The following is a 19,446-nucleotide window of genomic DNA, read 5'->3' as shown; positions in this document are numbered from 1 at the left end:
GACCACAACCGGGTCTTGAAGGCCGACGTCACGCGAACCCCCGAATTCGCCAACAGCGTCACAGGGCGCCGGGGGCCTTCGAAGCAAAGAAGTGAAGCTGTGATCAGACGTTGAAGCCGAGCGCGCGGAGCTGCTCGCGGCCCTCGTCGGTGATCTTGTCCGGGCCCCACGGCGGCATCCAGACCCAGTTGATGCGCAGCTCGTTGACGATGCCGTCGGTGGCCGAGCGGGCCTGGTCCTCGATGACGTCGGTCAGCGGGCAGGCCGCGGACGTCAGGGTCATGTCGAGGGTGGCGATATTGGCGTCGTCGATGTGGACGCCGTAGACGAGGCCCAGGTTGACCACGTCGATGCCCAGCTCGGGGTCGACCACGTCGTAGAGCGCCTCGCGGACCTCCTCCTCCGTGGCCGGCTTGGTGGTGGTCCCGGTCTCTGCGTTCTCGCTCATGCGGTCTTCCTCTCGGACAGCACCTGCGCTGTCGCGTCCTTCCACGCCATCCAGCTCAGCAGGGCGCACTTCACGCGCGCGGGGTACTTGGAGACGCCGGCGAACGCCACCGCGTCCTCCAGCACCTCCTCCATCGCGTCGTCGGGCTCGATCCGGCCCTTGGACTGCATCAGCTCCAGGAAGGTCTCCTGGATCCGCCGCGCCTCGGCCACGTCCTTGCCGACCAGCAGCTCGTTGAGCACCGAGGCGCTGGCCTGGCTGATGGAGCAGCCCTGGCCCTCGTACGAGACGTCCTCGATGGTCTCACCGTCGAGCCGCACCCGCAGCGTGATCTCGTCGCCGCAGGTCGGGTTGGTGTGGTGCACCTCGGCGTCGCCCGGACGCAAGCCCCGGCCGTGCGGGTTCTTGTAGTGGTCCAGGATGACGTCCTGGTACATCGAATCAAGCTTCACTGTGGCAGCCCTCGTCAGCCGAAGAAGTTCCGGACGTACTCCAGACCCTCGACCAGGGCGTCCACCTCGGCCGGCGTGGAGTACAGGTAGAACGACGCCCGGGTGGTCGCCGGAATTCCGTAGCGCAGGCAGACGGGGCGGGCGCAGTGGTGGCCCACGCGGACCGCTATGCCCTGCTCGTCGAGGACCTGGCCCACGTCGTGCGGGTGGATGTCCCCGAGGGTGAAGGAGACGGCGGCGCCGCGGTCCTCGGCCGTGGTGGGGCCGATGATCCGCAGGTCCGGGACCTCCTGGAGCCGCTGGATGGCGTACTCGGTGATGGCGTGCTCGTGGCGGGCGATGTTCTCCATGCCGATGGAGGTGAGGTAGTCCACCGCCGCGCCCAGGCCGACGGCCTGCGCGATCGGGGGCGTGCCCGCCTCGAACTTGTGCGGCGCGGGGGCGTAGGTGGAGGAGTGCATCGAGACGGTCTCGATCATCTCGCCGCCGCCGAGGAACGGCGGGAGGTCCTCCAGCAGCTCCTGGCGGCCCCACAGCACGCCGATGCCGTCCGGGCCGCACATCTTGTGGCCGGTGAAGGCCACGAAGTCGGCCTGGAGCGCCTGGACGTCGAGCGGCATGTGCGGCGCGGCCTGGGAGGCGTCGACCACCACGAGGGCGCCGACCTCCTGGGCGCGGCGCACGATGGCCTCGACGGGGTTGACGGTGCCGAGGATGTTGGAGACCAGGACGAAGGAGACGACCTTGGTCTTCTCCGTGATGATCTCCTCGATGTTCGACAGGTCGAGGCGGCCGTCGTCGGTGAGGCCGAACCACTTCAGCTTCGCGCCGGAGCGCTGCGCGAGCAGCTGCCACGGCACGATGTTGGAGTGGTGCTCCATCTCCGTGATGACGATCTCGGTGTCGTGGTCCACGCGGTAGGGCTCGTCGGCCCAGGCCAGCATGTTGGCCACGAGGTTGAGCGACTCGGAGGCGTTCTTGGTGAAGATCACCTCGTCGCGGCTCGGCGCGTTGACGAACGCGGCGATCTTGTCGCGTGCGCCCTCGTACAGCGCCGTGGCCTCCTCGGCGAGCACATGCACACCGCGGTGGACGTTGGCGTTGTGCCGCTCGTAGTGCTCGGCGAGCACGTCGAGCACCTGGCGCGGCTTCTGCGAGGTGGCCGCGTTGTCCAGGTAGACGAGCTTCTTCCCGTCGTGGACCAGGCGGTCCAGGATCGGGAAGTCCTTGCGGATCGCGTCGGTGTCGAGGAGACCCGGCAGCTGAATGGTCACGCCCCGCCCCTTTCGTTCGCTTCTCCGCCCGCGAGGCGCATCTGCGGGTCGCGGGACGCCTGCGGGCCGGTGGCCTCGCGTGCGTCGCTCACAGGGATACGCCACCCTTCACATAGGCCTCGTAGCCCTCGTTCTCCAGCTTGTCGGCGAGCTCGGCGCCGCCGGACTCGACGACGCGGCCGTTCGCGAAGACGTGCACGAAGTCGGGCTTGATGTAGCGCAGGATGCGCGTGTAGTGCGTGATGAGGAGGGTGCCGACCTCACCGGTCTCACGGACGCGGTTGACGCCCTCGGAGACGATGCGCAGGGCGTCGACGTCGAGGCCGGAGTCGGTCTCGTCGAGGATCGCGATCTTCGGCTTGAGGAGCTCCAGCTGGAGGATCTCGTGGCGCTTCTTCTCACCGCCGGAGAAGCCCTCGTTGACGTTGCGCTCGGCGAAGGAGGGGTCCATCTGGAGGCGCTCCATGGCCTCCTTGACCTCCTTGACCCAGGTGCGCAGCTTGGGGGCCTCGCCGCGGACGGCGGTGGCGGAGGTGCGCAGGAAGTTGGAGACGGAGACGCCGGGCACCTCGACCGGGTACTGCATGGCGAGGAAGACGCCGGCGCGGGCGCGCTCGTCGACGGACATCTCGAGGACGTCCTCGCCGTCGAGGGTGACGGTGCCGCCGGTGATGGTGTACTTCGGGTGGCCCGCGAGGGAGTAGGCGAGGGTCGACTTGCCGGAGCCGTTGGGGCCCATGATGGCGTGGGTCTCGCCCTGCTTCACGGTCAGGTCGACGCCGCGCAGGATCTCCCGGGGGCCGTTCTCGGCCTCGACGGAGACGTGCAGGTCGTGGATCTCAAGCGTTGCCATGGGGAACTCAGGACTCCTGGGTGACGGAGACGAGCACAGCCGCGTCCGGGCCGTCTCCTTCGATCTTGACGGGGTACACGGGGACGGGCCGCGTCGCGGGCAGGCCGTCGGGCTTGCCGGTGCGCAGGTCGAAGCTGGAGCCGTGCAGCCAGCACTCGATGTGGCAGTTCTCGACCTCGCCCTCGGAGAGCGAGACGTTGGCGTGCGAACAGATGTCGTTGATCGCGAACACCTCGCCCTCGGTGCGGACGACCGAGACGGCGACGCCGTCGACCTCCACCCGCTTGGGGGTGTCGTCGTCCAGCTCGCCCAGCGCGCAGACGCGTACGAAGTCGCTCATGCCACCGACGCCTCCAGCTCGGCCTCGATCTTGGCGATGAGGCGCTCCTCCAGGTCGGGGATGCCGATCTGCTGCACGAGCTCGGCGAAGAAGCCGCGCACGACCAGACGGCGGGCCTCCTGCTCGGGGATGCCGCGGGCCATCAGGTAGAAGAGCTGCTCGTCCTCGAAGCGGCCGGTGGCGGAGGCGTGGCCGGCGCCGACGATCTCGCCGGTCTCGATCTCCAGGTTGGGCACGGAGTCGACGCGCGCGCCGTCGGTGAGGACCAGGTTGCGGTTGAGCTCGTAGGTGTCGGTGCCCTCGGCCTCGGCGCGGATGAGCACGTCGCCGATCCACACCGCGTGCGCGTCCTGGCCCTGCAGCGCGCCCTTGTAGGCGACGTTGCTGCGGCAGTGCGGGGTGTCGTGGTCGACGAAGAGGCGGTGCTCGTGGTGCTGGCCGTTGTCGGTGAAGTACAGGCCGTACAGCTCGGCCTCGCCGCCCGGGGCGCCGTAGACGACGCGCGGGTGCAGACGGACCAGGTCGCCGCCGAAGGTGACGATCACGGACTTGAAGGAGGCGTCGCGGCCCACCAGCGCGGTGTGCTGGCCGGCGTGCACGGCGGTGCGGTCCCAGTCCTGGACGGAGACGACGGTGAGCTTGGCGCCGTCGCCGATCACGTACTCGACGTTGGCGGCGAGCGTGGCGTCGCCGGTGTGATCGATGACGACGACGGCCTCGGCGAAGGCGCCGAGCTCGACGACCTGGTGGCCGAAGGCCACGCCGCCCTCGCCGTGCACGGAGATGCGCACGGGCTCGGTGAGGACGGTCTCCTTGGGCACGGAGACGACCGACGCCTCCTCGAAGGAGCTGTACGCCTGGGCGGCGACGCGGTCCACCGGCTTGCCGGCGCGGCCGAGCCGGGCGTCGTCGCGGCCGACGGTCTCCACGGTCACGCCCTCGGGGGCGCTGATGTCGACCTTGACGCCGGCGCCGTCCGTGGCGGCGGTGCCGTCCTGCAGGCCGCGCAGGCGCGCCAGCGGGGTGAACCGCCACTCCTCCTCGCGGCCGTGCGGCACGGGGAAGTCCGCGACGTCGTACGAGGCGGGGGCGCTGACCCGCGCGTCGATGGGCTGCCGGGGGCCGCCCACCTGGATGGCGCCGTCGGTCGTGCTGCCGGCGGGAGTGTTGTCAGCCATGGCTGTCGTCGTGCTCTCTTCCTGTCACAAAGGGTTCGCTGCGGCTCGGGGCGGGGTCGGCCTCAGCCGACGGAGCCTTCCATCTGCAGCTCGATCAGCCGGTTGAGCTCCAGCGCGTACTCCATGGGGAGCTCGCGGGCGATCGGCTCGACGAAGCCGCGCACGATCATCGCCATGGCCTCGTCCTCGGACAGGCCGCGGCTCATCAGGTAGAACAGCTGGTCCTCGCTGACCTTGGAGACGGTCGCCTCGTGGCCCATGGACACGTCGTCCTCGCGGACGTCCACGTAGGGGTAGGTGTCGGACCGGGAGATGGTGTCCACCAGCAGCGCGTCGCAGAGCACGTTGGACTTGGCGCCCTTCGCGCCCTCGGCGATCTCGATCAGGCCGCGGTAGGAGGTGCGGCCACCGCCCCGGGCCACCGACTTGGAGACGATGTTGGAGGAGGTGTTCGGCGCCATGTGGACCATCTTGGCGCCGGCGTCCTGGTGCTGGCCCTGGCCGGAGAAGGCGATGGAGAGGGTCTCGCCCTTGGCGTGCTCGCCCATCAGGTAGACGGCCGGGTACTTCATGGTCACCTTGGAGCCGATGTTGCCGTCGACCCACTCCATGGTGGCGCCCTCGTAGGCGACGGCGCGCTTGGTGACCAGGTTGTAGACGTTGTTCGACCAGTTCTGGATGGTCGTGTAGCGGCAGCGGCCGCCCTTCTTGACGATGATCTCCACGACGGCGCTGTGCAGCGAGTCGGAGGAGTAGATCGGGGCGGTGCAGCCCTCGACGTAGTGCACGTAGGCGTTCTCGTCGACGATGATCAGCGTCCGCTCGAACTGGCCCATGTTCTCCGTGTTGATACGGAAGTAGGCCTGGAGCGGGATGTCGACGTGGACGCCCGGCGGGACGTAGATGAAGGAGCCGCCGGACCACACGGCCGTGTTCAGCGCGGCGAACTTGTTGTCGCCGGCCGGGATGACCGTGCCGAAGTACTCCTGGAAGAGCTCGGGGTGCTCCTTCAGGGCGGTGTCGGTGTCGAGGAAGACGACGCCCTGGGCCTCCAGGTCCTCACGGATCTGGTGGTAGACGACCTCGGACTCGTACTGGGCGGCGACACCCGCCACCAGGCGCTGCTTCTCCGCCTCGGGGATGCCCAGCTTGTCGTAGGTGTTCTTGATGTCCTCGGGCAGGTCCTCCCAGGTGGCGGCCTGCTTCTCGGTGGAGCGGACGAAGTACTTGATGTTGTCGAAGTCGATGCCCGACAGGTCCGAGCCCCAGGTCGGCATGGGCTTCTTGTCGAAGAGCTTCAGGCCCTTCAGACGCATCTTGAGCATCCACTCCGGCTCGGACTTCTTCGCCGAGATGTCGCGGACGACCTCCTCGGAGAGGCCGCGCCGGGCCGCGGCACCGGCCGTGTCGGGGTCGGCCCAGCCGTATTCGTACGTGCCCAGACCCTCGAGCTCAGGGTGGGCAGTCTCCGTGGGGAGAGTCATGCGGGGTTCCTCCCGGCCGTGCTGGTGGATGCAGTGGCTGTCGTTGTCTGTGGGGCGTTCTTGGTGGTGTGCAACGTCCTGGGGATGAACGTCGTGCACACCCCGTCGCCGTGGGCGATGGTGGCAAGACGCTGCACATGCGTCCCGAGCAGGCGGGAGAAGACCTCGGTCTCCGCCTCGCACAGCTGCGGGAACTGCTCGGCGACATGGGCGACCGGGCAGTGGTGCTGACAGAGCTGTTCGCCGACCGGCGCGCTACGCGCCGTAGCAGCGTACCCGTCCGAGGTCAATGCCCGGGCCAGGGCCTCCGCCCGATGCTCGGGGGCGACGCCCTCCAGGGCCGCCCGGTAGCCCTCGGCCTGGGCGGCCATCCGGGCCCTGGCGAAGGCCGCGACGGCGGCCTCGCCCATCGCGCCGCCGCCGGCGCTCTGGGCGATCCAGCGCAGGGCGTCCGAGGCGAGGGCGTCGTAGGCCTGGTCGAAGGCGTCCCGGCCGCAGTCGGTGAGCGCGAAGACCTTGGCGGGCCGGCCGCGCCCGCGGGCGCCGTACACGCGCTTTTCGCGCGGCTCGACGACCCCCTCGGCGACCAGCGTGTCGAGGTGGCGGCGGACGGCCGCCTGCGTCAGCTCCAGCCGGAGCGCCAGCTCCGCCGCCGTGGACGGACCGTGGTCGAGGATCGACCGGGCGACGCGATTGCGGGTGCCGCGCTGCTCCTCCTGGGCGCGCTGGTCCTCCCGCGCGGGCGCGGGCAGGCCCGTGGGCGCGCCGGCGGCCTCCGGGGCCGCGGCGCTCTCCGTCGCCTCGCTCGCGTATTTCACAACGCCATTGTTGCGTAATTGCCGGAGCGGCGACAAGCGTCGCCCGGGTGACCCTCGGTGGCCTTGATCACTAAGGGTCACCTAACCGCCACCCCGCCGGGCCCGGCCGCCGCCCCGGCTCCGTAGACTTCCCGGCATGCACAGCGTCCTCCCCGGGGAGCCCCGGACCCCCGGTGAAGAGCCCGCGGTGACCGTCCGCGGGCTGGTCAAGAAGTACGGCGCCAAGACCGCCGTCGACGGGCTCGACCTGACCGTCGCCCGCGGCGGCGTGACCGCCGTGCTGGGCCCCAACGGCGCCGGGAAGACCACCACGATCGAGACCTGCGAGGGCTACAGGCGCCCCGACGCCGGCACCGTCCGCGTCCTCGGCCTGGACCCCGTCGCCGACTCGGCCGCGCTGCGCCCCCGCATCGGCGTGATGCTCCAGAGCGGCGGCATCTACGCCGGCGCCCGCGCCGGCGAGATGCTGCGCCACGTCGCCGCGCTGCACGCCCACCCGCTGGACCCCGCCGCCCTGACCGAACGGCTCGGCCTGGGCGACTGCGGCCGCACGCCCTACCGGCGGCTCTCCGGCGGCCAGCAGCAGCGCCTCTCCCTGGCCATGGCCGTCGTCGGCCGCCCCGAGCTGGTCTTCCTCGACGAGCCGACGGCCGGCCTCGACCCGCAGGCCCGCCGCGCCACCTGGGAGCTCGTCCGCGAGCTGCGGGCCGACGGCGTCACCGTGGTGCTCACCACGCACTACATGGAGGAGGCCGAGCAGCTGGCCGACGACGTGGCCATCGTCGACGGCGGCCGGGTCGTCGCCCAGGGCAGCCCCGAGGAGCTGTGCCGTGGCGGCGCCGAGAACACCCTGCGCTTCACCGGCCGGCCCGGCCTGGACCTCGCCTCGCTCCTCAAGGCGCTGCCGGCCGGCTCCGCGGCCGGCGAGCCGGTGCCCGGCAGCTACCGCGTGGACGGCACGGTCGACCCGCAGCTGCTCGCCACGGTCACCGCCTGGTGCGCCCAGCACGGCGTGATGCCCGACCGCATAACCGTCGAGCGGCACACGCTCGAGGACGTCTTCCTGGAACTGACCGGCAAGGAGCTGCGCCCGTGACGGCGACCGGCACGTTCACCCCCCGGCCCGGCGCCGCCCCGCTGGGCCGCATGATCCGCGCACAGGCGGCGCTGGAGACGCGGATGCTGCTGCGCAACGGCGAGCAGCTGCTGCTGACGGTGGTGATCCCCACCCTCCTCCTCGCGCTCTTCAGCACCGTCGACATCGTCGACACGGGCGACGGCGCGGCCGTCGACTTCCTGGCGCCGGGCGTGCTGGCCCTCGCCGTGATGTCCACGGCCTTCACCGGCCAGGCCATCGCCACCGGCTTCGAGCGGCGCTACGGCGTCCTCAAGCGGCTGGGCTCCACCCCGCTGCCGCGCTGGGCGCTGATGACCGCCAAGACGTGCTCGGTGCTGGTCACCGAGGTGCTCCAGATCGTGCTGCTGACGGTCATCGCGTTCGCCCTGGGCTGGTCGCCGCACGGCAACCCCCTCGCCGTCCTGCTGCTGCTCGTCCTGGGCACGGCGGCGTTCTCCGGGCTCGGCCTGCTGATGGCCGGCACGCTGCGCGCGGAGGCCACCCTGGCCGCCGCCAACCTGGTCTTCCTGCTGCTCCTGGTGGGCGGCGGTGTCATCGTGCCGCTGTCGAAGTTCCCGGACGCCGCACAGACGGTGCTGGGCCTGCTGCCCATCTCGGCCCTGTCCGGCGGGCTGCGGTCCGTGCTCCAGGACGGCGCCGGGGTGCCCTGGGCCGACCTGGGCGTGCTCGCCGTGTGGTCCGTGCTGGGCCTGGGCGCGGCGGCGCGCTTCTTCCGCTGGGAGTAGCCGGGGGCGGACGGCGCGGAACCTCGTTCCGGGGGCCTCGTGAATCCGTGCACAAGCACCCCCGTACGATGACTGTCGTGCCGAAAACGCTGAACCCCCTCCAGCTCGTCGCCGACCGCTGGCAGCCGACCGCCCGCTTCGTCCGGCGGGCCGCGCTCGGCGCCGTCGTCATGGCCGTGATCATCGTGGTCACGGGTGGCGCGGTCCGGCTGACCCAGTCGGGCCTGGGCTGCCCGACGTGGCCGACGTGCACCGAGGACAGCCTGACGCCGACGCCCGCCATGGGCATCAACGGCATCATCGAGTTCACCAACCGGATGCTGACCTACGTGCTGTGCGCCGTGGTCGGTGTGGCGATCGTCGCGGCACGCGCGCGCGCCCCGCACCGCCGCCCCCTCACACGGCTGGGCTGGGCGCAGTTCTGGGTGATCGCCAGCAACGGCGTCATCGGCGGCATCACCGTGCTGACCGGCCTGAACCCGTACGTCGTCGCCTCGCACTTCCTCGCCGCGACCACGCTGCTGACGATCGCCGTGGTGATGTGGCACCGCACCGGCGAGGGCGACGAGACCCCCCGTGACCTGGTGGCCCGCCCCGTGCGGCAGCTCTCCTGGGTCCTCGTGGCGGCGACCGCGCTGCTGATCGTGGCCGGCACCGTGGTGACGGGCTCGGGCAAGCACGCGGGCGACGCCTCGAAGCACATCCACCGCATCCCGCTGGACTGGCACCAGATCACCCAGCTGCACGTCGACTTCGTGTTCGTCGTGCTGGGCCTGACGATCGCCCTGTGGTTCGTGCTGCGGGCCGTGCAGGCGCCCGCCACGGCGGTCCGCCGCGTGGCGGAGCTCCTCGTCGTGCTGCTGCTCCAGGGCGTCGTCGGCTACGTCCAGTACTTCAACGACTCGCCCGAGATCGTCGTCGGCGCCCACCTCTTCGGCTCCTGCCTGGTGTGGATCGCGGTGCTGCGGGTCCCGCTGTCGCTGCGCGAGCGCGGCGAGGCGGCGGGCCTGCGCACGCCGGGGCAGCCGTCCGGCGACCACGAGGCTCTGGCCGGTCAGCCGGCCGCCGCCGCGGCCGGCCGGTAGTCCAGCCGGTAGACCCTGCGGGCCGTGCCGGCCGCCACCAGGGAGGCGATGCGGGCCGCCTCGGCGGCCCGGCACCACCCGTCGGCCACCCAGTGCCCCATCAGCCGCTCCATGGCCCGTACGAAGAGCCGGGCGGCCACCACGTACAGCTCCGCCAGGGCCCGCGCGCCCGTGGAGAACAGCAGCTTGCCGAACGGCGCCTCGCGCAGGGCCTCCTCCGGCCGCGCCCCCACGTCCGCGTAGACGTGCGGGAAGGCCGCGGCCAGCCGGTACGCGCGGCGGCGATGCCAGGGGCCGGGGCCGGGCAGCAGCACCAGATCGGCGCCCCGCCCGGAGGTCGCGCGCAGGAACCCGGTGAACGCCTCGGGGTCGGCACCGTGCAGCTGGACGGGGAGTCCGGTGGCCACGGCGGTCCACAGCAGGTGCCGGGTCAGCACCGGACCGGCCGGCTCCTCGCCCGGCGCCCGGGTGCGGAGCCAGCGCCCCGCGGCCTCGCGCACCCGCGCGGCGGGCGGCGGCTCGCCGTCGCAGCCGGGGGCGGCCGAGGCGAAGGCGGTGGCGGTACGGGCCGCGCCGTACACGGCCTCCGCGGCGGCGCACAGGAAGGCGTCCGCGCCGGGGGCTCCGTCGGCGGCCCGCGCGGCCAGCGCCTCGGGCCGCACCACCTCGTGGGCGCGCCCGCCGGCGGCACGGGCCAGCTCGGCCGGTGACGTGAGGTCGTCCACGGGCCCCGGGGGCAGCAGGAACGTGCCGATGCCGGCGCCGCGCAGCAGGAGCCGCGCGGACCGGTAGGCGCCCAGCTCCCGGCGGCGGGCCAGGTAGCGCACGGGCGCGCAGTGCGGCTCCAGGCCCAGCAGCGGCGGGCACCAGCGGCGTACGGCCAGGCCGGCGCGGCTGTCGAAGAAGGTGGTGCCCGGCGGGGCCGGCCCGGCCGCGCCGGCGGCCTCCGCGAGGTGCTGCTCGAAGCTGCCCAGCCCCAGCTCGCGCTGGGCCGCGCCCTGGCTGTACTGGTCGACGAGCGGCGGTATGCCGTCCATCCTCGCCCTCCCCCTGCCGTGCCCCCGGGCGGCGCCGCGGCGCCGCTCCCGAGGGACTAACGGGCGAGGGGGCCGTCAGTTATCGGCGGGCGGCTGCTGGGCGGGCGGGTTGGCGGGGCCGCCGATCTGGAGGCCGGCCATGCGCGACCACTCGTACGGGCCGGTGCGGACCTTGGCCGCCATCTCGCCGTCGAAGTCGTCCCGCAGCTCGATCCCGGCGAGCCGCACGGCCTCGCCGGCGGCGGCGTGCGAGCGGGCCACCAGGTTGCCCCACTGGCCGTCGGTGCCCACCAGGGCGATGCGGGTGGTGCCGCGGCCGATGTGGGCCAGCTGGCCCTGTGCGCCGCCGCCGTGGCTGCGGGCGAAGGCGGTGATCTGCCGGGCGAGCCGTGCGGCCTCGCGCCGGTCCTTGGGGCCGGGCGCGGCGGCCGCCGTCTCCTCGGCCTGCGTGGTTTCTGCCATGATCCCGATGCTACCGACGAGTAGCAGTCCACCGGTAGCCCCAACGCGAAGGGCGGCCGCGTGGCCTGTGCCACGTGGCCGCCCTTCGGCGGAGCCGTGCGTCCCTAGCGCAGGAACGGGTCGATCGCGACCGCCGTGAAGAGCAGCGACACGTAGGTGATCGACCAGTGGAAGAGCCGCATCTCCTTGAGCTTGGGCCCGGTGATGCCGGCCTTGGCGCGGGCCTGGAGGGCGTGCGCCTCCTTCAGCCAGAAGGCGCCGCAGACCACGGCCACCAGCGTGTAGAACCAGCCGGTGTAGCCCAGCGGGGTGAGCAGCAGCGAGACGGCGACCATCACCCAGCTGTAGAGGACGATCTGCCGGGCCACGGCCTTGTTGCCGGCGACGACCGGCAGCATCGGCACGCCGACGCGCTCGTAGTCGTCCTTGACCCGCATGGACAGCGGCCAGTAGTGCGGCGGCGTCCAGAAGAAGATCACCAGGAAGAGGATCAGCGAGGCCCAGGAGACCTCGTTCTTCACCGCGGACCAGCCGATGATCACCGGCAGGCAGCCGGCGATGCCGCCCCAGACGATGTTCTGCGCGGTACGCCGCTTGAGGATCATCGTGTAGACGACGGTGTAGAACAACGACGCGCCGAGCGAGAGCATCGCCGACAGCGGGTTGACCAGGAACCAGAACCACACCGTCGAGCCGACGGTCAGCGCGGTGGCGAAGACCAGGCACTCGCGCGGCGAGACCATGCCCGTCACCAGCGGCCGCTGCGACGTACGGTCCATCAGCGCGTCGATGTCGCGGTCGTAGTACATGTTGAACGCGCCCGCGCCGCCGGCCGACAGATAGCCGCCGACGCAGGTGGCCAGGACCAGCCACAGGTCGGGAACGCCCTGGGCTGCCAGGAACATCACCGGCACCGTCGTCATCAGCAGCAGCTCGATGACGCGCGGCTTCGTCAGCGCCACGAAGCCCTTGACCCGTGCACCGAACGGCCGGTGGCCCGGGACGGGGCCCTCGGCGGGCTTCCCCGCGGCGATGACCCCCGCAGGACGGGATTCGACGGCCGTCACGCACACCCCTGACAGAGATAAGGCCAGCAAGCGCATCCCGGCGGGTTTCCCGGGTAAAGGCTTGCGCGTACCACGCCACTCTAGACGCAGGGGGTGGCACGGCCTTCGCCGGGGTCGGGTCGTGTTGGGCCCGCGGCCGCGGTGATCACGGGTGTGACCACCGGGATGACGGCCGGGCGACGGAACGATGGCGTTCGACAGGCGCCGCGGCGCAGCGCCCGGCACGCTGGAGACATGCCCGTGGTCACGGCCGCCACGACCACGGCCGTCACACGGTGGCGGGAACCTTCCGCCGCCCCGGGACGGGAATGTCCGGCTCCACCGCCCGGTTGCCGGTCGGGAGGGCCCCGGACGGGCGGCTGTCCGTCGAAAGGATGCGCGTCCCGGCGAGGGTAGGCTCGTCAGCGCCGCGTCGTGGCGGGCAATACCGCCCCCGGCAGATTGACCATGTGGAGAGGAGCCCTGATCAAAGGGTGAGCACCAAGCCGACCACCACAGACCTCGAATGGACCGAACTGGACCAGCGGGCCGTGGACACCGCCCGTGTCCTGGCCATGGACTCCGTGCAGAAGGTCGGCAACGGCCATCCGGGCACGGCCATGAGCCTCGCCCCGGCCGCGTACCTGCTGTTCCAGAAGCTGATGCGGCACGACCCCAGTGACGCCGACTGGACCGGCCGCGACCGGTTCGTCCTCTCGCCGGGCCACACCAGCCTGACCCTGTACGTCCAGCTCTTCATGGCCGGCTACGGCCTGGAGCTCGCGGACCTCAAGGCGTTCCGCACCTGGGACAGCAAGACGCCCGGTCACCCGGAGCACGGCCACACCCGCGGTGTGGAGACCACCACCGGTCCGCTGGGCCAGGGCATCGCCAACGCGGTGGGCATGGCGATGGCCGCCCGCTACGAGCGCGGCCTGTTCGACCCGGAGGCCCCGCAGGGCGAGTCCCCCTTCGACCACACCGTCTGGGCGATCGTCTCCGACGGCGACCTGGAGGAGGGCATCTCCGCCGAGGCGTCCTCGCTGGCCGGCCACCAGAAGCTGGGCAACCTCGTCGCGCTCTACGACGACAACCACATCTCCATCGAGGGCGACACCGAGACGGCGTTCTCCGAGGACGTCCTCAAGCGCTACGAGGCGTACGGCTGGCACGTCCAGCGCATCGAGCAGGCCCCCAACGGCGACTTCGACGTCCACGCGCTGCACGCCGCGCTCCAGGCCGCCAAGGCCGAGACCGAGCGCCCGTCGCTGATCGCGGCCCGCACGATCATCGCCTGGCCGGCCCCCAACGCCCAGAACACCGAAGCCTCCCACGGCTCGGCGCTGGGCGAGGCCGAGGTCGCCGCGACCAAGAAGGTGCTCGGCTTCGACCCCGAGCAGCACTTCCAGGTCGAGGACGAGGTCTTCGCGCACGTCCGCAAGGTCGTCGACCGCGGCCGCGAGGCCCGCGCGACCTGGGAGAAGCAGATGACCACGTGGCGCGAGGCCAACCCGGAGCGCGCCGCCGCCTTCGACCGGATCTCCGCGGGCGAGCTGCCCGACGGCTGGGAGAAGGCCGTCCCGGTCTTCCCGGCCGGCAAGGACGTGGCCACCCGCAAGGCGTCCGGCGAGGTCCTCAAGGCGCTGGGCGACGTGATCCCGGAGCTGTGGGGCGGCTCCGCCGACCTCGCCGGCTCGAACAACACCACGATCGACCCGACGTCGTCCTTCCTCCCCGAGGGCAACCCCCTCCCGGAGGCGAACCCGTACGGCCGCACGATCCACTTCGGCATCCGCGAGCACGCCATGGGCTCGACGATGAACGGCATCGCGCTGCACGGCAACACCCGGGTCTACGGCGGCACCTTCCTGGTGTTCTCCGACTACATGCGCCCGGCCGTGCGCCTGGCCGCGCTGATGAAGCTGCCGGTCACGTACGTGTGGACGCACGACTCCATCGGCCTGGGCGAGGACGGCCCGACCCACCAGCCGGTGGAGCACATGGCCGCGCTGCGCGCCATCCCGGGCCTCAACATGGTCCGTCCGGCCGACGCCAACGAGACGGCGATCGCCTGGCGCGAGATCATGAAGCGCCACGCCGCCAAGCCCGCCCCGCACGGCCTGGCGCTCACCCGCCAGAACGTGCCGACCTACGCCCCCAACGAGGGCGTGGCCAAGGGTGGCTACGTGATGTTCGAGGCGGAGGGCGGCCGCCCGCAGGTCATCCTCATCGCCACCGGCTCCGAGGTGCAGCTGGCCGTCGAGGCCCGCGAGCAGCTCCAGTCCGAGGGCATCCCCACCCGCGTGGTGTCGATGCCGTCGGTCGAGTGGTTCGAGGAGCAGGACCAGGCGTACCGCGACGGCGTGCTGCTGCCGGACGTCAAGGCCCGGGTGGCCGTCGAGGCCGGCATCGGCCTCACCTGGCACCGCTACGTCGGCGACGCCGGCCGCATCGTCTCCCTGGAGCACTTCGGTGCGTCCGCCGACTACAAGGTGCTGTACCGCGAGTTCGGCATCACCACCGACGCCGTGATCGAGGCCGCACGCGAGTCGATCGCCGACGCCGGCCGGCGCTGACGCCCCTCACTCGAGAATTTCTGAAGCAGGAGATGCAATCCCGATGACAGACGCACTCAAGCGCCTCTCCGACGAAGGCGTCGCGATCTGGCTGGACGACCTGTCGCGCAAGCGCATCACGTCCGGCAACCTGGCCGAGCTCATCGACCAGAGCCATGTCGTGGGCGTCACGACCAACCCGTCGATCTTCCAGAAGGCGATCTCCAGCGGCGACGGCTACGAGCCGCAGCTGCGCGACCTCGCCGCCCGCGAGGTCACGGTCGAAGAGGCCATCCGCATGATCACCACGGCGGACGTCCGCGACGCCGCCGACATCCTGCGCCCGGTCTTCGACGCCACCGACGGCCGCGACGGCCGGGTCTCCATCGAGGTCGACCCGCGCCTGGCCCACAACACCCTGGCCACGGTCGCCGAGGCCAAGCAGCTGGCCTGGCTGGTGGACCGGCCCAACACCCTCATCAAGATCCCGGCGACCAAGGCGGGCCTGCCGGCCATCGCCGAGACCATCGGCCTGGGCATCAGCGTCAACGTCACGCTGATCTTCTCGCTGGAGCGCTACCGCGCGGTCATGGACGCCTACCTGACCGGTCTGGAGAAGGCCAAGGCCGCCGGCCTCGACCTCTCCAAGATCCACTCGGTCGCGTCCTTCTTCGTCTCCCGCGTCGACACCGAGATCGACAAGCGCCTCGACGCGCTGGGCACCGAGGAGGCCGAGGAGCTGCGCGGCAAGGCCGCCCTGGCCAACGCCCGCCTGGCCTACCAGGCGTACGAGGAGGTCTTCTCCTCGGACCGCTGGGCCGAGCTGGAGAAGGCCGGCGCCAACCGGCAGCGTCCGCTGTGGGCCTCCACCGGTGTGAAGGACCCGGCCTACAAGGACACCCTGTACGTGGACGACCTGGTCGCCCCGAACACGGTCAACACGATGCCCGAGGCCACCCTCCAGGCCACCGCCGACCACGGTGCCATCACCGGCGACACGGTGCGCGGCACCTACGAGCAGGCCAAGGCCGAGCTCGACGCCGTCGCCCGCCTGGGCATCTCCTACGACGAGGTCGTCCAGCTGCTGGAGGACGAGGGCGTCGACAAGTTCGAGCAGGCGTGGAACGACCTGCTCAAGTCCACCGAGGCGGAGCTCAAGCGCCTGGCACCGGAGGCCTGAATTGAGCAGCAGCAACCCGCTGCGTGACGCCCTGGACCGACGGCTCCCGCGTATCGCGGGGCCGTCGGGCCTGGTGATCTTCGGTGTCACGGGCGATTTGTCGCGCAAAAAGCTGATGCCTGCCGTGTACGACCTCGCCAACCGCGGGTTGCTGCCGCCGGGCTTCTCGCTCATCGGCTTCGCGCGCCGCGACTGGGAGACCGAGGACTTCGCCCAGATCGTGCACGACGCCGTCAAGGAGCACGCCCGCACGCCCTTCCGCGAGGAGGTCTGGCAGCAGCTGGTCCAGGGCTGCCGGTTCGTGCAGGGCGACTTCGACGACGACGAGGCGTTCGAGACGCTCAAGTCCACCATCGAGGAGCTGGACAAGGCGCAGGGCACGGGCGGCAACTTCGCCTTCTACCTGTCGGTCCCGCCGAAGTGGTTCCCCAAGGTCGTCCAGCAGCTGAAGAAGCACGGCCTGGCCGAGCAGCGCGAGGGCGCGTGGCGGCGCGCCGTCATCGAGAAGCCCTTCGGCCACGACCTGAAGTCGGCCCAGGAGCTGAACCGGATCGTCCACGAGGTCTTCCCGGCCGAGGAGGTCTTCCGGATCGACCACTACCTGGGCAAGGAGACGGTCCAGAACATCCTGGCGCTGCGGTTCGCCAACACCCTCTTCGAGCCGATCTGGAACCGGTCGTACGTCGACCACGTGCAGATCACCATGGCCGAGGACATCGGCATCGGCGGCCGCGCCGGCTACTACGACGGCATCGGCGCCGCCCGCGACGTCATCCAGAACCACCTGCTCCAGCTGCTCGCGCTGACCGCGATGGAGGAGCCCGCCTCCTTCGACGCGGACGCGGTGGCCGCGGAGAAGACCAAGGTGCTGGGCGCCGTGCGGCTGCCCAAGGACCTCGGCAAGGAGACCGTGCGCGCGCAGTACGCGCACGGCTGGCAGGGCGGCGAGCAGGTCGTCGGCTACCTCGAGGAAGAGGGCATCGACCCCAAGTCGAAGACCGACACCTACGCCGCGGTCAAGCTGGAGATCGACAACCGCCGCTGGGCGGGCGTGCCGTTCTACCTGCGCACCGGCAAGCGTCTGGGCCGCCGCGTCACCGAGATCGCGGTCGTCTTCCAGCGCGCCCCGCACTCGCCCTTCGACCACACCGCCACCGAGGAGCTGGGGCAGAACGCCCTGGTCATCCGGGTGCAGCCGGACGAGGGCGTGACGATGCGGTTCGGCTCGAAGGTGCCGGGCACCTCCATGGAGGTCCGGGACGTGTCGATGGACTTCGCCTACGGCGAGTCCTTCACCGAGTCCAGCCCCGAGGCGTACGAGCGGCTCATCCTGGACGTCCTGCTCGGCGAGTCGAACCTCTTCCCGCGCCTGAAGGAGGTCGAGCTCTCCTGGGAGATCCTCGACCCCATCGAGGAGTACTGGGACAAGCACGGCAAGCCCGCCCAGTACCAGGCCGGGACCTGGGGTCCGGCCGAGGCGGACGAGATGCTCGCACGAGACGGACGGAGCTGGCGCCGGCCATGAAGATCGATCTCACGGACACCACGGCCAGCAAGATCAACAGCGCCCTGGTCCAGGGCCGCCGCGCCCTGGGCGCGCCGGCCATCGGCATGGTGCTCACCCTGGTCATCGTCACCGACGAGGAGCACGCCTACGACGCGCTCAAGGCGGCCAACGAGGCGTCCCGCGAGCACCCCTCGCGCAAGCTCGTGGTCATCAAGCGCGTCAGCCGCTCGCCGCGCGACCGCGCCCAGGCCCGGCTCGACGCCGAGGTCCGCGTGGGCGCCGACGCCGGCGCCGGCGAGACGGTGGTGCTGCGGCTGTACGGCGAGGTCATAGACCACGCCCAGTCGGTGGTCCTGCCGCTGCTGCTGCCCGACGCCCCCGTGGTCGTCTGGTGGCCGGTGGCCTCGCCGCTGAACCCGGCCAAGGACCCCCTCGGCGCGCTCGGCCAGCGCCGGGTCACCGACAGCTACGCCTGCGAGGACCCCATCGCCGAGCTGTCGGCCCGGGCGGCCAACTACTCCCCCGGCGACACCGACCTGGCCTGGGCCCGCATCACGCCGTGGCGCTCCATGCTCGCGGCCGCGCTGGACCAGCAGCCGGGCGTCGAGATCACCTCGGCGGAGGTCGAGGGCGAGCCGTACAACCCCAGCGGCGAGCTGCTGGCCATGTGGCTCGCCGACCGGCTGGGCGTGACGGCGCGCCGCGCGGTCTCCGACGGGCCCGGCCTGACGGCCGTCCGGCTGGAGACGAAGAGCGGCCCCATCACGCTGGACCGCCCCGACGGCTCCCTCGCCAAGCTCTCCATGCGCGGCCAGCCCGACCGCGCGGTCGCGCTCAAGCGGCGCGACACGGCCGAGCTGCTGGCCGAGGAGCTGCGCCGGCTGGACCCGGACGACATCTACGGGTCCGCGCTGAAGTACGGCGTGGAACGGCTCGGCGAGCCGGTGCCGGCGGAGCCGGCGGCTGCGGCGGCGTCGGTGGAGGAGCCCGCGGAGGCTCCCGCCCCGGCCCCCGCGAAGAAGGCCACCGGCAAGAAGGCGGCGTCCAAGTGACCGCGCCGCAGATCGTCGTCCACCGGGACAAGGAGCTGATGGCGCAGGCCGCGGCGGCCCGGCTCATCACGAGGATCGTGGACGCCCAGGCCGCGCGCGGCTCGGCGTCCGTCGTCCTCACCGGCGGCCGCAACGGCAACGCGCTGCTCGCGGCGCTCGCCGGGTCGCCGGCCCGCGACGCCGTCGACTGGTCGCGGCTCGACCTGTGGTGGGGCGACGAACGGTTCCTGCCGGAGGGCGACCCGGAGCGCAACGCCACGCAGGCGCGCGAGGCGCTGCTCGACAAGGTCGGCGTGGACCCGGCGCGGGTGCACGCCATGCCCGCGGCGGACGGCACGTACGACGACGCGGACGCGGCCGCCGAGGCGTACGCGGCCGAACTGGCCGCGGCCGCGCGCCCCGAGGACCACGGCCCGGTGCCGTCGTTCGACGTCCTGCTGCTGGGCGTCGGCCCGGACACGCACGTGGCGTCCCTCTTCCCGGAGCTGCCGGGGGTGCGGGAGACGGAGCGGACGGTGGTCGGCGTGCACGGCGCGCCGAAGCCGCCGCCCACGCGGGTGTCGCTGACGCTGCCGGCGATCCGCGCGGCACGCGAGGTGTGGCTGCTGGCGGCGGGCGAGGACAAGGCCGGTGCGGTTGCGCTCGCGCTGAGCGGTGCGGGTGAGGTCCAGGCCCCGGCCGCCGGGGCGTACGGCCGCCGGCGGACGCTGTGGCTGCTGGACTCGGCCGCGGCGTCGCGCCTGCCGCGGGGCTTGTACCCGCCGGCGTCCCCCTGACGGGGGCTGTTCACCGCCCGAAGGGGCGGGGCTGAG

19 protein-coding genes are annotated in these 19,446 nt (G+C 71.8%); 8 read left to right on the top strand and 11 right to left on the bottom strand.

Going from position 1 to position 19,446, the window contains the following annotated elements; translation table 11 throughout:
• Positions 1-103: 103 nt before the first annotated feature.
• The 8 genes from IE305_RS27535 to IE305_RS27500 all read right to left on the bottom strand — a co-directional run bounded on the left by IE305_RS27535 (position 104) and on the right by IE305_RS27500 (position 6,847).
• Entirely contained in the window at positions 104-448 is a 345-nt protein-coding gene (locus IE305_RS27535) for a metal-sulfur cluster assembly factor (protein WP_190132478.1), read from the bottom strand.
• Positions 445-900 carry a Fe-S cluster assembly sulfur transfer protein SufU gene (sufU, locus tag IE305_RS27530; protein ID WP_190132477.1) on the bottom strand — a complete coding sequence of 152 codons (456 nt, stop codon included), beginning with the start codon at positions 898-900 and terminating at the stop codon, positions 445-447. Before sufU ends, IE305_RS27535 begins: the two co-directional genes overlap by 4 nt.
• Positions 901-914: 14 nt before the next feature.
• The gene (locus IE305_RS27525) at positions 915-2,168 is read right to left on the bottom strand and encodes a cysteine desulfurase (protein WP_190132494.1); all 1,254 of its coding nucleotides are present in this window, start codon (positions 2,166-2,168) and stop codon (positions 915-917) included.
• Positions 2,169-2,262: 94 nt separating this feature from the next.
• Entirely contained in the window at positions 2,263-3,027 is a 765-nt protein-coding gene (gene sufC / locus IE305_RS27520) for a Fe-S cluster assembly ATPase SufC (RefSeq protein WP_190132476.1), read from the bottom strand.
• Positions 3,028-3,034: 7 nt separating this feature from the next.
• Complete coding sequence (locus IE305_RS27515) at positions 3,035-3,367, bottom strand: non-heme iron oxygenase ferredoxin subunit (protein WP_190132475.1); 333 nt, start codon at positions 3,365-3,367, stop codon at positions 3,035-3,037.
• Positions 3,364-4,545, bottom strand: a complete 1,182-nt coding sequence (sufD, locus tag IE305_RS27510; protein WP_190132474.1) for a Fe-S cluster assembly protein SufD — start codon at positions 4,543-4,545, stop codon at positions 3,364-3,366. The genes IE305_RS27515 and sufD overlap by 4 nt, the downstream gene beginning before the upstream one ends.
• Positions 4,546-4,607: 62 nt before the next feature.
• Positions 4,608-6,029, bottom strand: a complete 1,422-nt coding sequence (gene sufB / locus IE305_RS27505; RefSeq protein WP_190132473.1) for a Fe-S cluster assembly protein SufB — start codon at positions 6,027-6,029, stop codon at positions 4,608-4,610.
• Positions 6,026-6,847: a helix-turn-helix transcriptional regulator gene (locus tag IE305_RS27500; protein ID WP_190132472.1), complete on the bottom strand. Its 822-nt coding sequence runs from the start codon at positions 6,845-6,847 to the stop codon at positions 6,026-6,028. The genes sufB and IE305_RS27500 overlap by 4 nt, the downstream gene beginning before the upstream one ends.
• A 136-nt stretch (positions 6,848-6,983) precedes the next feature.
• Here IE305_RS27500 and IE305_RS27495 point away from each other — a divergent pair, with 136 nt between their 5' ends.
• From IE305_RS27495 to IE305_RS27485, 3 genes are all read left to right on the top strand, one after another.
• Positions 6,984-7,943: an ABC transporter ATP-binding protein gene (locus IE305_RS27495; protein ID WP_190132471.1), complete on the top strand. Its 960-nt coding sequence runs from the start codon at positions 6,984-6,986 to the stop codon at positions 7,941-7,943.
• Positions 7,944-7,993: 50 nt separating this feature from the next.
• The gene (locus IE305_RS27490) at positions 7,994-8,710 is read left to right on the top strand and encodes an ABC transporter permease (protein ID WP_190132493.1); all 717 of its coding nucleotides are present in this window, start codon (positions 7,994-7,996) and stop codon (positions 8,708-8,710) included.
• A 77-nt stretch (positions 8,711-8,787) separates the two neighbouring features.
• Positions 8,788-9,795 carry a COX15/CtaA family protein gene (locus IE305_RS27485; RefSeq protein ID WP_190132470.1) on the top strand — a complete coding sequence of 336 codons (1,008 nt, stop codon included), beginning with the start codon at positions 8,788-8,790 and terminating at the stop codon, positions 9,793-9,795.
• Here IE305_RS27485 and IE305_RS27480 read toward each other — a convergent pair.
• The 3 genes from IE305_RS27480 to IE305_RS27470 form a co-directional block, all read right to left on the bottom strand.
• On the bottom strand, positions 9,765-10,832 hold the full coding sequence (locus tag IE305_RS27480) for an amidohydrolase (RefSeq protein ID WP_190132469.1): 1,068 nt from the start codon (positions 10,830-10,832) through the stop codon (positions 9,765-9,767). The two genes, IE305_RS27485 and IE305_RS27480, sit on opposite strands and share 31 nt — an antisense overlap.
• A 75-nt stretch (positions 10,833-10,907) precedes the next feature.
• Positions 10,908-11,294 carry a hypothetical protein gene (locus tag IE305_RS27475; protein ID WP_190132468.1) on the bottom strand — a complete coding sequence of 129 codons (387 nt, stop codon included), beginning with the start codon at positions 11,292-11,294 and terminating at the stop codon, positions 10,908-10,910.
• Between the two features lie 104 nt (positions 11,295-11,398).
• Positions 11,399-12,361, bottom strand: coding sequence for a heme o synthase (locus IE305_RS27470; RefSeq protein WP_190132467.1), 963 nt, complete (start codon positions 12,359-12,361; stop codon positions 11,399-11,401).
• 473 nt (positions 12,362-12,834) lie between these two features.
• On the opposite strand from IE305_RS27470, the gene tkt reads away from it, so the two are divergent.
• The 5 genes from tkt to pgl are packed head-to-tail and all read left to right on the top strand — an operon-like array spanning position 12,835 to position 19,410.
• Entirely contained in the window at positions 12,835-14,916 is a 2,082-nt protein-coding gene (gene tkt, locus IE305_RS27465; RefSeq protein WP_190132466.1) for a transketolase, read from the top strand.
• A 43-nt stretch (positions 14,917-14,959) separates the two neighbouring features.
• Positions 14,960-16,075, top strand: coding sequence for a transaldolase (gene tal / locus IE305_RS27460; protein ID WP_190132465.1), 1,116 nt, complete (start codon positions 14,960-14,962; stop codon positions 16,073-16,075).
• Position 16,076: 1 nt separating this feature from the next.
• The gene (gene zwf, locus IE305_RS27455; protein ID WP_190132464.1) at positions 16,077-17,600 is read left to right on the top strand and encodes a glucose-6-phosphate dehydrogenase; all 1,524 of its coding nucleotides are present in this window, start codon (positions 16,077-16,079) and stop codon (positions 17,598-17,600) included.
• Entirely contained in the window at positions 17,597-18,634 is a 1,038-nt protein-coding gene (opcA, locus tag IE305_RS27450) for a glucose-6-phosphate dehydrogenase assembly protein OpcA (protein WP_190132463.1), read from the top strand. The genes zwf and opcA overlap by 4 nt, the downstream gene beginning before the upstream one ends.
• The gene (gene pgl, locus IE305_RS27445; RefSeq protein ID WP_190132462.1) at positions 18,631-19,410 is read left to right on the top strand and encodes a 6-phosphogluconolactonase; all 780 of its coding nucleotides are present in this window, start codon (positions 18,631-18,633) and stop codon (positions 19,408-19,410) included. The genes opcA and pgl overlap by 4 nt, the downstream gene beginning before the upstream one ends.
• The last annotated feature ends 36 nt before the right edge of the window (positions 19,411-19,446 follow it).

Origin of the sequence: Streptomyces mashuensis (assembly GCF_014654785.1) — a bacterium.
Lineage (GTDB): Bacteria > Actinomycetota > Actinomycetes > Streptomycetales > Streptomycetaceae > Streptomyces > Streptomyces mashuensis.
This window is presented reverse-complemented; position numbering and strand designations above follow the sequence as displayed.